Raw genomic sequence first — 12,028 nt, forward strand, 5'->3', positions numbered from 1 at the left:
CCTTAAACCTTGTGATCCTTTTTCCACTTGCGGATCGTATTTTTGTCGTACCCAAGTCCTGTAAGAATTTCTTCTGTATGTTCACCAGCATCCGGCGGGTGCTGTTTGTAATCCACCGGCGTGCGGGAGAGTTTCAGTGGACTGCCGATCATCTCCACATTACCTGCTTTCGGATGCTCAAGGTTGAGGAACATGTCACGGGCTTTCAACTGCTCATCGTTACGGACGTCTTCAAGTGTTTGAATCGGGCCGAAAGGGATGTGCTTCTCCTGACACCGGTCCTGCCAGTAAGCCGTTTTTTCTTGTGAAAAAAGTTCCTGCAAAATATTTGAGAGCGCTTCTCTGTTTTCCACCCTTTTTGCATTGGTAGAAAATAAAGGATCCGAAGCAAGCGAAGGTTGTCCGACGACGGCGCATAGGTGGGCGAATTGACGATCATTCCCGACAGCGATCACCATTTCACCATCACGGGAACGGAACGTCTGGTAGGGCACGATGTTGGCATGGTGGTTTCCGAGCCGTTGAGGGACTTTTCCGGTCATTAAAAAATTGCTCCCGATGTTGATGAGGGAACTGACGGCTGCATCATATAGAGACAGATCGATTTTTTGACCATATCCGGATCGTTCTCGTTCTAACAGAGCCGTTTGAATACCGATGCAGGCATACAAACCGGTAAGGATGTCCGTGATGGCCACACCTAATTTCTGGGGACCAGATTGGTCATCCCCTGTGATGCTCATCAGTCCGCTCATCGCCTGGATGATGAAGTCATAGCCGGGCAGGTGCTGATAGGGGCCTGTCTCTCCGAACCCCGTAATTGAGCAGAAGACGATGCGCGGGTTGATTTCTTTGATATGGTCATACCCGAACCCGAGCCGCTCCATCGTTCCCGTCTTGAAATTATTGAGGACAACGTCACTTTCTCTGACGAGCTTTTCCAACACTTCTTTTCCTTCACGAGACTTCAAATCCAGCGTCAAACTCTTCTTATTTCTGTTGGTACATAAATAATAAGCACTCACCCCTTCTTTGAAGGGAGGTCCCCATGTACGGGTTTCGTCACTGCCCCCGGGAGCTTCGACTTTAATGATTTCAGCGCCGAGATCTCCGAGGATCATCGAACAATAAGGTCCCGCGAGAACCCGGGTCAAATCCAGGACGCGGATGCCTTCCAATGCGGCGGTCACCACTCATCACACCCTTTCACGATAGAAAAAGCCAGAAGAACCCATACGACGTATGAATCCAACTGGCTTGGGAAACACGGATCAATTCAGATAGGGGAGTTGTCCTTGACGGGCTATATCACACTATATGCAGCGATTTGGAAAAGATGACCTGAAAACTTTGTTTCATAGAATCATGGATGGATTAATAGGATAGAGCGATGGGACAACCACATTGTTTGAAGGGGGTCTTTCCATGATCCAAAGCTCGAAGCAGGTGCAGAGCCTGCCACCCTATTTGTTTTCCATTTTTCATAAAAAGAAAGTCGCGTTGACCGCTCAGGGGGTTGATGTCATCGATCTCGGCATCGGGGCCCCGGATTTACCCACACCGCCATTCATCATCGACCGTTTGACCGAAGAGGTACGCAAACCGAAGAACCACAAATATTCCCCGTACGGCGGCTGCCGGGAGTTCAGAGAGGCCGTCGCGGATTTCTATAGATCTCACTATGACGTGGATTTGGATCCAGAGACGGAAGTGCTGACCCTGATTGGATCGAAAGAAGGAATCGCTCATTTGATCAGTGCTGTCCTCGACCCGGGGGACGGGGTGCTTGCACCGGATCCGGGCTATCCTGTCTATCAATCAGCGATCCATCTTGCTCATGGAGTGACCGTCCGATTTCCATTGGATGAAGAAAACAGTTATGCACCCTTGTTCGATCAAATCTCTCCAAGGGATGTTTCCAGATCGAAAATGATGCTGCTCAACTATCCGAACAACCCGACAGGCGGAACGGTCGATCTTGAGACGTTTGAGGAAGCGGTGCGCTTTGCGAAAGAACATCACCTTTCACTCATCCAGGATGCCGCCTACGATCTCGTGACGTTCGGGGATTACAAGGCTCCCAGTCTATTACAGGTCCCGGGCGCGAAGGAAATCGCTGTCGAGTTCGGATCGCTTTCAAAAACGTTCAATATGTCCGGCTGGCGGCTTGGCTATGTCGTCGGCAATCAGGAGCTGATCCGTGCGCTCAGTGTGTACAAGAGCAACATGGATACGAGTCAGTTTTTACCGATCCAATTAGCTGGTGCTACAGCGCTGCGGAGTGATTTTTCATCGGTAAAAGCGAACAACCGGACCTACGAGCAGCGGCTCGATCTTATGATGAACGCCTTTAACGGGATGAATATACAGGCGGAAAAACCGAAGGGGACCTTCTTTCTATGGGCGCGTGTGCCAGAAGGATATACCTCGCAGGAATTCTCTGAAAAAATGCTCGACGAAGCAGGCATCATCCTTACGCCTGGAACAGCTTTCGGTCAGAAAGGAGAAGGTTATTTCCGAATGAGCCTCTCTGTTCCGATCGAGCGGCTGCATGAAGCTTCGATACGAATGAGAAAAGCGATGAAAGGAGGCTGAAGTCCATGGACGAACGTCAGATGACGAGCGCGGAAGCCATCGTCTCCTGTCTGAAGAGGCAAGGCATTTCCAAAGTGTTTTGTGTACCAGGGGAGAGCTACCTTCCTGTGATGGATGCCATTTTAAAAGAGCCGGACGTGGATCTCATCTCGGCGAGACACGAAGGCGGGGCCGCTTTCATGGCGGAAGGATACGCCAAAGCGAGTGGAAGTCCGGGCGTGGTGATGGCGACAAGAGGCGTCGGTGCAAGCAACCTTGCGATCGGTGTTCATACGGCCTATCAGGACTCCACACCGATGGTCGTTCTCCTCGGACAGGTGCACACGAACTTCAGTGGACGTGAAGGCTTCCAGGAAGTCGATCTTGAAGCTTTTTTCAGACCGATCGCTAAATGGGTGGCTGAAATCCGCGAACCGCCCCGGACAGCAGAATTTGTCCAACGAGCACTCAGGATCGCTATGACCGGGAGGCCGGGACCCGTCGTCCTTGCTTTGCCCGAAGATGTCTTGAAAAAAGAAGCGCTCATGTCATTCGGACCTGTTGTGAAAAGGCCGGCACCGAAGCCATCGGATCAGGAAGTCATCGAGGTGGTCGACCGCCTCCGTTTAGCGGAACGTCCGCTGATTTTAGCGGGTGGGGGAGTGAAGCTTGCGGGTGCAGAAATGGCGTTGAAGCGACTGGCTTATAAATGGGGAGCTCCGATTGTGAGTGCGTTCAGACGTCATGATGTCTTTCCGAACGATGATATCCACTATTGCGGACATCTCGGGCTCGGCACCCATCCGAATATTCTAGAGACGATTTCTCAAGCGGATACAGTGCTCGCAATTGGGACAAGACTCTCGGAAGTCACGACACAGGACTATACGCTGTTAAAAAAGCAGACCTTGATCCACTGTGATATCGATGACGAGGTCTTAGGCAAAGTCTACCCTCCGGATGTGGGGATTGTTGCGGATGCCAACGAAATGCTCGAGGCTTTAGCAGCTGCCGCCTACGGAAGAGATTTGAGGGCTTGGACAAGCGCGAGACGGAAAGCCTACGAGGCGACGCTCGTGACAGAAGGTCGCAAAACATTGAACGGGGAAGTGATTTCCCTTTTGCAGGAGAACCTGCCGGAAGACAGTATCCTGACGAACGATGCGGGAAACTTCGCCGGTTGGCTGCATACGTATTTTCAATTTAAGAAACATCGATATATAGGACCAACATCAGGTGCGATGGGGTACGGCATGCCGGCAGCTCTGGGAGCGAAGCTTGCTGACCCTGACAAGACGGTCGTCTCACTTTCCGGGGACGGGGGATTCATGATGACGCTGCAGGAGATGGAAACAGCCGTCAGATATGACATTCCGATTATCAGCATCGTTTTCAATAACCGGATGTACGGAACGATCCGTATGCATCAGGAAATCCATTACCCGGGCGAAGTCATCGGTACCGATTTAGGGGAGGTCGCCTTTTCAAAAGTGGCGGAAAATCTGGGGGCGGCAGGTTTTTATGTGAAAACACAGGAAGAGTTCAGACGCGCGCTTGATCAGGCGCTGGTTCTGGACAAGCCTGTCGTGATTGAAGTAGAAACAGATCCTGAGCAGATTTCACTATCGAAAACGATCAACCAATTAAGAAAAAAAGGGGGAGAATCAAAGTGACATTGATTCATGAGGAGCAGTTAAAGAATTTCATAGATGGTAAATGGTTGGACCCGTCTTCCGGCAAGGCGGCAGCCGTCGTCAATCCGGCGACATCCGAAACGTTGGTGCACGTCCCTCTCTCTGCCGCTTCTGATGTAGAAGAAGCGACAAGGGCAGCGAAAAAAGCGCAGAAAACATGGGCACTCGTGCCAGCACCACAGCGGGCAGAAGTGTTGTACCGCGTCGGTTTAATTATGAAAGAACGCAAAGAACGTCTCTCCCAGCTGTTGACGATGGAAAACGGAAAAGTCATAGAAGAAGCACGTGGAGAAGTTCAGGAAGGCATCGACATGGCCTTCTACATGGCAGGGGAAGGACGCCGACTGTTCGGGCAGACGACACCTTCAGAGTTGAAGGATAAATTTGCGATGAGCGTCCGCGCGCCCGTCGGCGTCGTCGGTATCATCACCCCGTGGAACTTTCCAATCGCCATTGCGACATGGAAGTCCTTCCCGGCGATCGTTGCCGGAAATGCGGTCGTATGGAAGCCGGCAACAGAAACTCCGATCATGGCCTATGAACTGGCGAAGATTTTCGAAGAAGCCGGTCTGCCGAAAGGGGTCATCAATGTCGTGTTCGGCTCGGGTTCCACAGTAGGGGAAGCGATGATCGAGCAGGACGACATCCGCGTCATTTCTTTTACAGGATCGAATGAAGTTGGTCGCGGCATCGCAGGGAAATGCGGCCAGCGTCTCAAGAAAGTTTCCCTGGAAATGGGCGGGAAAAACGGTGTGATCGTCATGGATGATGCCGACCTGTCCCTAGCCGTGGAAGGCATTCTGTGGAGTGCCTATGGGACAAGCGGCCAGCGCTGCACCGCCTGCAGCCGCGTCATGGTTCATGAAAAGGTGAAAGATGAACTGGAAGAGCGCCTGCAGAAGGAGATCGCCAAACTTTCGATCGGAAATGGACTGGATGAATCGATCAAAGTCGGACCGATCATCAACCGGGCAGGTCTTGAAAAAGTGAAAAGCTACATCAGTGTCGGGAAAGAAGAAGGAGCGAAACTTCTGACTGGCGGCTATATCATGGAGAACGGCGATCATAAGAAAGGAAACTACTTTGCTCCGACGTTATTCACGGACGTGAAACCGGATATGCGCATCGCCCAGGAAGAAATATTCGGGCCGGTCGTATCCTTGATTCCTGTGAAAAGTTTTGAGGAAGCTGTTGAAATCAACAACAGTGTGGAGTTCGGCTTATCGAGCTCGATTTTCACACAAAATGTGAACCAGGTATTCGCCGCTCAGCGGGATTTAGATACAGGCATCGTTTATGTGAATGCAGGGACGACAGGAGCTGAAATCCACCTGCCATTCGGGGGGACGAAGGGGACCGGAAATGGCCACAGGGATTCTGGAGTGGCTGCCCTCGATGTGTTCACCGAATGGAAAGCGGTGTACGTCGATTTCAGCGGGAAACTGCAGCGTGCCCAAATCGATGTCGAGTAATTTTACAGAGAAAAAGGAGTGCGGACTATGAAAGTAGCTGTTCTAGGGTCTGGATTGATGGGAAAAGAAGCGGCGCGCGACCTCGTCCATAGTTCGGGAGTAGAGAAAGTCGGACTCGCCGATATCGACCTCGACCGTGCGCAACGGGTCTCTGATTCATTGAACTCTTCGAAAATCCAAGGTTTCAAAGTGGATGCCGGAAACCAGACCGAACTTGCGGAGTTCATCAGCCATTATGATGTCGTCATCAATGCCCTTTTCTACTCCTTCAATGAAATCGTAGCCAAAACAGCGATCGAGGTCGGGGTTCATTCTGTTGATTTGGGTGGCCATATCGGTCACATCACCGATAAAGTGCTGGAGCTCGATGAACAGGCGAAAGCAGCGGGAGTAACGGTCATTCCGGATCTCGGCGTCGCTCCTGGCATGATCAACATTTTGTCAGGGTACGGCGCAGGAAAGCTCGATAAGCTTGAAGCAATCCGCCTCTTCGTTGGAGGCATTCCGGTAAGACCGGATCCACCGCTTGAGTACAACCATGTGTTTTCCATGGAAGGATTGTTGGATCATTATTCCGATCCTTCGACAATCATCAGGGATGGAAGACTGCGGGAAGTGGAGTCGTTGACGGAAGTTGAAAACATCTATTTTGAACGATTCGGTCCACTGGAAGCTTTCCATACCTCCGGCGGGACGTCGACGCTGTTGAAATCTTACCCGCACATCGACAGTCTCGAGTACAAGACGATCCGTTACCCCGGACATGCCGAGAAAATGAAGCTGCTTGTCGATCTCAACCTGACAGGAGCGGATCAGGTCGTTAATATCCGCGGGATGGAAATCAAGACGAGGGAAGTGCTGCTGAAGAGCATCGATCCACTGCTTGAGCTGAAGGATAAAGACGATGCCGTCCTGCTCCGTGTCATCGTAGGCGGAGAGAAAGACGGTGTACGGAAGTCGTGTGAATATGAAATGGTCACCTATAAAGACAGAGCGACGAATGTAACCGCGATGGCCCGCGCAACAGCGAACACCATCTCTGTCGTTGCTCAAATGATCGGAGGAGGAACGATCACAAAACGAGGCGTATGCCCTCCGGAAACGATCGTTCCAGGTGATGTTTATATCGATGAAATGATGCGGCGCGGAGTTGTGATCAGAGAACAAGCGTAGGGTTGGGATGGCTATCTTTTGATGTGGTGCGATGTGGTGCCAGGCACTGTTATGCTTTTTTCGGTGCCTGACACTGCCGGTTGTTTTTTGGTGACAGGCACCAAACCGAATGCTCATGGTGCCAGACTTTCTGTGAAGAAAATTACATGTAAGGGCCGGGCGGTTGTCCGGTCCTTTTCATGTGTTTTGGTTGTTCCATATTCGTGGTACCAGGTACAGAAAAAAATTTTACGTACCTGGTACCAACAGATAAGTGCCTTGTGTGAGGTTTTATGCTCAATATTTCACATACAAGTATGAAATTTTTACATGGAGTTTAGGAACTGAAGAATGAAAACGGTTATCCTAGGGGTAAGCTGGACGGTTTGTTAAAGCTTTGTGAATAAACCAACAAACGACAGATAATGAGTTTAAAAGAACGTATGATTAGGTATGTATAATGAAAAACGGGGAGTGCGTATAGGTGCATATAAATGGAATTGAGAACCTCAAGTTTCACAGTCAGTTGAGTTTGAAGCAAGTAGAGGATCGTGTCATCATAACGGCAGACTTTCCGAGAGAGTTGCGTGTAGAATTAGGGATGAGAGAACCCTTTTTATACGTCACCCTTTATGTCAGGGGCGGGGAGCGCATTAAAATTATCGATGAAGATAATGCTACGTTACACATTCCATCGAAGAAGGATTTTGAACGGAACACCTACAATAAGATCATCAATTTCGCCAAGGAGCATGCGAAGCAATTCCGTTCTTGATATGTGGAGCAGTGTCCCTTGGAGTGCCTTTGGTAACATCTGCTTTTAAAAAATAATCGATATTTTCTTGTTCTTCAAAAAAGTGGAACCAGTAATGTGCCTTTCAGCAAAGAAAAGGCAAACATTACTGGTCTTTTATTTGCCTTGAAACTTGGTCTTTCTATAAAAGAGAGGCTGTTTTGCTGGGATCTTTTTTTACCAGGGTAAACATGCGAATCTAAAGGGGAAAGCTTTAAGATCCTCTTTTGCAACCTATCACACCTTATTACTCGTCCCAGGTACCTGGCTCCTATTCTTTGAAAAAAATCAGGAACTTTTTGCTATATCATCTTTGAATAACTAGAACAAGATAATAGTTTTGACTCAGGTATTTAGGGGTAGTTCTATATAGAATTACCTAAATTATCCAATTAAGGAAGGCAGTGGGACTATAAAAATGGTGAATAGGATATGGGCTGTAGCCCTGTTCGTCCTTGTTATTCTTGCCGCATGCGGAAGTAATGAGGATGCTTCAACATCAGGCAACACCGATGAAAAAGCAGAAGAAGATACAACTTCAGAATCGGTAAGTACAGAGGAAGAGAACAGTGAAAAAGAAGACAAGGAAACGGAAGAAGAATCTGCAGATAGCGATTCAGATATTGGGGAGACCTCTGTTTCCTCCGGTGAAATCATGAACCCTAACATTGCAGAAGAGTCACAAGGGGACGTGAAAGAAATCTATACAAGTGAAAATAATTTAGAGTATGTTCACGATATAGAAGGGTTTACTGTATCCATAAACCAATACCAGATTGTGAAAGTTACGAATATGAGCGAAGATATGTCGATACAATTTGACGATCAGACCGATGGATATGTCGTGACCGCACAAGTAACTATTGAAAATACCAGGGATGAACCGGTGTATTATCCCAGTTTCATCCGAATACAAGGAGTGAATGAGTCAGACTTCTTAAGCTCTGAACGGACATTCGTGCGTGATGAATATCCAGTTTCAAAAAACGAAGAGGAGCCATCGAAATATGGCGCGGGCGAAAAGGTCACGGGTCTAGTAACTTTCACCCTTACGAATGATCAATATGATGTGATGACAAGGGTCAAACCGAAATTTGTCATCGAAGGTGGAGCAGCTGATAATGAAGAATTCAAAGACTCCTTTAAGGGAACGGCCACCTACGATTTAATTTATGGAGAAGGCCAAAAAGCTGAGGTTGAAAGTTCAGCAGATTTTTACCCGGATCGACTGACAACAGGGAATATGGCAAATAAGGAAATGATTTTTGAAAAGTCAGGGATTGATGAAACCAAGCAAATTGAAGATGTAGGAATCACACTAAATGGTGTACAATATGCAGAATTAGAGCCGACAGAAGGCAACGAATCCCGGTTTAGTAACTTCGGGGATGCGGGAATTGTGGCCCTTACGGTTAAGTTAACGATTAATAACCAGTCCGACAAAGAGCTGAATACCTTCCTACTATCATCATTTATCCGCGTTGACGATAATCGCGGTTCCGTAATTAGTCAGGGCATGGTGGAGCCTAATGATTCCCAGACGGTTGAAGCAGGTGCAACAGGCGAGAAATACCACGTCTTCCTGTTTAGAAAAGATGATTTTGAAACTATCGAAACGTTTGATTTAGAGTTCGGTCCGTTTACGGGAGATGATGGTAAAGAGTTATTTAAGGGGAAAACCGCTATGTTTTCTCTGCCAAGTCAATAGTTAAAAAAGCTGCCGAATCAGGGCAGCTTTTTTATAATTTTTATGAAATAAATACACATGGATTATTTGCGAAAGAGGTTTGTATTTTCAATCGTGTTGCTTGCGGTTTTAAGAAATATCTTGAAACTGAGTCTTCAAGTAAAGGGCAGGTTACTTGAAGACTCAGTTTCGAGATAATTTGAAAAGAATACAATAAATTTTGTAGAAAAACCTTATAATGAATTAGTAAAGGTGGTGGTTTAAAATGGATGATTTTCTGCCCATAAAAGAAGATCTAGCTGCAATAAGAACCGATAGAATTTCATTTGGACAGTATAATTGCGTTCATTCTTATCCAGTTCATAATGTTCATTCTTTTAAAAGGGTAATCGATAAACTTCATTATGAAAGAATCCTTTTAGGAGTGGAGTTGAGGAAAAATAATTATATTGAGGAAGAAGTAGATATTAAGTATGAATCAAAAGAAACACATGCATTGAATAAATCAAGGAAGTACCTGGAAATGATTTTTCATAAGGATGAATTCCTCCAAGAGTACGATTTAATTAATAATATTTACTTATCAGCTGAAGTAAATGATTTTATTTTTATGATTTTAAATCCAAAAAAAGGCAAAAAATACTTTGACGTTTTAAGTGGAAAAGTTAGTATTGATATTGAAGGAGAACACGAAAGAATCCTGTGGTTTGAACATGATGCATCAGATATCTATGTTGCAAATTGACCAACTTCCTATGTGTAGAATTTTCTCATCTTTGAAGTAATCAATCTGAAGTTTGTTTTATTGACATATATCTCGATCTTGAGTCTTTTGGAAACGGGGGCTTATCTTTAATAAAGATTACCTCTTATGATAGTAGAAACTTCAAGGAAATAGAGTAATTTGCGGGGGATAGTATGTGTGAAGAGAATGAAAAAGAAATATTAAATGAATTAAAGAAAATGAATGATAAGCTTGATAAATTAAATGAACCTAGTCCATTCACAACGCCAATAATAATTGTAGTTGGCATTGCCGTTTTTTTACTTTTGGCACCATTTTTAGTCGATGTGTTTGTATCTGTACTTTAGAATAGGATACCTTAGCAAGGTAAGTATCTCGAGTTCAAGTCTTCATGTATCGGGGGCGATTGCTTAATTGAGTATTCGCCCTTATTACATAAGAATAGGGCAAAAAAAGTTAATTTAAAATGACAAGGCAGGCTTACTAGTTACATCAAAAAAAACGCTAAGATGAAGGTGGTGTAACTGACAATGGACGATGTTGTAAGGTGTCCTGAATGTGGTAACGTGTTGAAGCAAGGATATATATTCTCTCCTCGAAGAATTTGCTGGTCAGACTCGCCTGATTCCATCTTTGCGGATTTTGGAAGTGAAACATTAATAGGTGATGCATGGTTAAAAGTCAAAAAAGTTCCAGCGTTAAGGTGTGAAGAATGTAGTGTAGTTATTTTCAAACATAAGGAAAACAATGATATTAAATAGCAGTAATTTTGAACTTAACTTATTAAACAAACGGGGGCATTGCTTAAAAAGGTACTTTCCCTTATTACATGCAAAGTCACTATGATGAATGGAACTTTTTAACCAACTGAGTAGGATTGTTGATTAAGGGTGGGTATTGTTGTGGAGAAATTTAAGATCTTTTTATTATGTGTTATAGCACTTACTTTACTGTATATTGCCTTTATGGTTTCTGATTTGGTGATGTATCCCAATTAAACTGCAGGGTGCGTTAGTTGAAAATATGCTTCAATTGTCTCGAAATCAAGTCTTATAGAAACGGGGGCTTATCTTTAATAGTTGGATTTGTAATAGCACGCTTTAGTTTCGGAAGGAGACTTATATTAATATTGGAACGGAAGGAGGGGGGCTTTATGAATAAGGAAAAACTTTTTAGAACTCTGGCTATATCAACTGTGGTAGTATGTATAACTGTTTGGATCCCTAATTTAGTATTTCAAATCTCTAGTCCTTTATGGATGCTAACTTTTATTATAGCTCCAGCTGGTATTGTGTTTGCGAGCTTGATTAAAAATGCTTGGCCCATAGTATCTAATGTTGCTATGCTTTTTAGTTTTTTCATCTTAATGTTTGCTGGATATTTTATTAATTACATAACTGATGGAACACCATAAAGTCTGATTGGTGTTAAATTACCGAAACCCAGTCTTAAGGAATCTAGGGCGATAGAGGCTTTCGATTATTGAGCAAAAGGAATAAACAGTCGAACTGGGGTGAAACAATATTAAAACTATTTTAAGTAATGTAGCATTTGCAATAGTGACAGTTTTTACGTTAGTTCATATAGTAGATAATTATTTATTAGGGATAATTCCTTTAGTTAGTCTTTGGGTAATATTTGACTACATCAAAAACCTTGAGCATAAAGTCGATGTTAGTACAAAAGTCAAAAAAATTGGTACGGTTAGTTATTTTATTACAGGAATTATCGGGTGCTTAATATTTGCTTTCTTATAATATCTCGAAATCAAGTCTTCAACTCCCTCGGTTAGATCCGCTTTTCTTTCAAATACTCACTTATTCGCAGGATTTCAATCCGCTTGTCAGAACATATTGGATAAATGAAGTGGTTTATGACCGTATCGACTGGTTTCAGGCATACTTAAATAAA

General features: G+C 45.1%; 11 protein-coding genes. 10 read left to right on the forward strand and 1 reads right to left on the reverse strand.

Annotated elements, in window-relative coordinates; all coding sequences use genetic code 11:
• Nucleotides 1-2 precede the first annotated feature (2 nt).
• Complete coding sequence (locus tag VKA52_RS16895; protein WP_326316543.1) at nucleotides 3-1,190, reverse strand: CaiB/BaiF CoA transferase family protein; 1,188 nt, start codon at nucleotides 1,188-1,190, stop codon at nucleotides 3-5.
• Nucleotides 1,191-1,425: 235 nt separating this feature from the next.
• Between VKA52_RS16895 and VKA52_RS16900 the strand changes: the two genes are divergently transcribed.
• The 10 genes from VKA52_RS16900 (at nucleotide 1,426) to VKA52_RS16945 (ending at nucleotide 11,531) form a co-directional block, all read left to right on the forward strand.
• Nucleotides 1,426-2,595, forward strand: coding sequence for an aminotransferase class I/II-fold pyridoxal phosphate-dependent enzyme (locus VKA52_RS16900; protein ID WP_160915830.1), 1,170 nt, complete (start codon nucleotides 1,426-1,428; stop codon nucleotides 2,593-2,595).
• Between the two features lie 5 nt (nucleotides 2,596-2,600).
• On the forward strand, nucleotides 2,601-4,247 hold the full coding sequence (locus VKA52_RS16905; RefSeq protein ID WP_326316544.1) for a thiamine pyrophosphate-dependent enzyme: 1,647 nt from the start codon (nucleotides 2,601-2,603) through the stop codon (nucleotides 4,245-4,247).
• Nucleotides 4,244-5,740 (forward strand): aldehyde dehydrogenase family protein, encoded by a 1,497-nt coding sequence (locus tag VKA52_RS16910; RefSeq protein WP_160915834.1) that lies wholly within the window; start codon nucleotides 4,244-4,246, stop codon nucleotides 5,738-5,740. Before VKA52_RS16905 ends, VKA52_RS16910 begins: the two co-directional genes overlap by 4 nt.
• Nucleotides 5,741-5,758: 18 nt before the next feature.
• A complete protein-coding gene (locus tag VKA52_RS16915; protein WP_326316545.1) occupies nucleotides 5,759-6,913 on the forward strand; it encodes a saccharopine dehydrogenase family protein in 1,155 nt (384 codons plus the stop codon).
• Between the two features lie 463 nt (nucleotides 6,914-7,376).
• Nucleotides 7,377-7,667, forward strand: a complete 291-nt coding sequence (locus tag VKA52_RS16920; protein ID WP_326316546.1) for a hypothetical protein — start codon at nucleotides 7,377-7,379, stop codon at nucleotides 7,665-7,667.
• 436 nt (nucleotides 7,668-8,103) lie between these two features.
• Nucleotides 8,104-9,393 carry a DUF5068 domain-containing protein gene (locus VKA52_RS16925; RefSeq protein ID WP_442788857.1) on the forward strand — a complete coding sequence of 430 codons (1,290 nt, stop codon included), beginning with the start codon at nucleotides 8,104-8,106 and terminating at the stop codon, nucleotides 9,391-9,393.
• Nucleotides 9,394-9,637: 244 nt separating this feature from the next.
• The gene (locus tag VKA52_RS16930; protein ID WP_326316548.1) at nucleotides 9,638-10,117 is read left to right on the forward strand and encodes a hypothetical protein; all 480 of its coding nucleotides are present in this window, start codon (nucleotides 9,638-9,640) and stop codon (nucleotides 10,115-10,117) included.
• A gap of 173 nt (nucleotides 10,118-10,290) precedes the next feature.
• Nucleotides 10,291-10,464, forward strand: a complete 174-nt coding sequence (locus VKA52_RS16935; RefSeq protein WP_326316549.1) for a hypothetical protein — start codon at nucleotides 10,291-10,293, stop codon at nucleotides 10,462-10,464.
• Between the two features lie 183 nt (nucleotides 10,465-10,647).
• A complete protein-coding gene (locus VKA52_RS16940) occupies nucleotides 10,648-10,878 on the forward strand; it encodes a PF20097 family protein (RefSeq protein WP_326316550.1) in 231 nt (76 codons plus the stop codon).
• A gap of 392 nt (nucleotides 10,879-11,270) precedes the next feature.
• A complete protein-coding gene (locus VKA52_RS16945; RefSeq protein ID WP_326316551.1) occupies nucleotides 11,271-11,531 on the forward strand; it encodes a hypothetical protein in 261 nt (86 codons plus the stop codon).
• Nucleotides 11,532-12,028 lie beyond the last annotated feature (497 nt).

The sequence above is a fragment of the Halobacillus sp. HZG1 genome, assembly GCF_035818575.1.
Taxonomy (GTDB): domain Bacteria; phylum Bacillota; class Bacilli; order Bacillales; family Halobacillaceae; genus Halobacillus; species Halobacillus litoralis.

What these genes read in the sequence shown, in the direction of transcription:
- VKA52_RS16905 (WP_326316544.1), top strand. Translation starts at nt 2,601, where the DNA reads ATGGACGAACGTCAGATGACGAGCGCGGAAGCCATCGTCTCCTGTCTG.
- VKA52_RS16900 (WP_160915830.1), top strand. Translation starts at nt 1,426, where the DNA reads ATGATCCAAAGCTCGAAGCAGGTGCAGAGCCTGCCACCCTATTTGTTT.
- VKA52_RS16940 (WP_326316550.1), top strand. Translation starts at nt 10,648, where the DNA reads ATGGACGATGTTGTAAGGTGTCCTGAATGTGGTAACGTGTTGAAGCAA.
- VKA52_RS16945 (WP_326316551.1), top strand. Translation starts at nt 11,271, where the DNA reads ATGAATAAGGAAAAACTTTTTAGAACTCTGGCTATATCAACTGTGGTA.
- VKA52_RS16925 (WP_442788857.1), top strand. Translation starts at nt 8,104, where the DNA reads ATGGTGAATAGGATATGGGCTGTAGCCCTGTTCGTCCTTGTTATTCTT.
- VKA52_RS16930 (WP_326316548.1), top strand. Translation starts at nt 9,638, where the DNA reads ATGGATGATTTTCTGCCCATAAAAGAAGATCTAGCTGCAATAAGAACC.
- VKA52_RS16935 (WP_326316549.1), top strand. Translation starts at nt 10,291, where the DNA reads ATGTGTGAAGAGAATGAAAAAGAAATATTAAATGAATTAAAGAAAATG.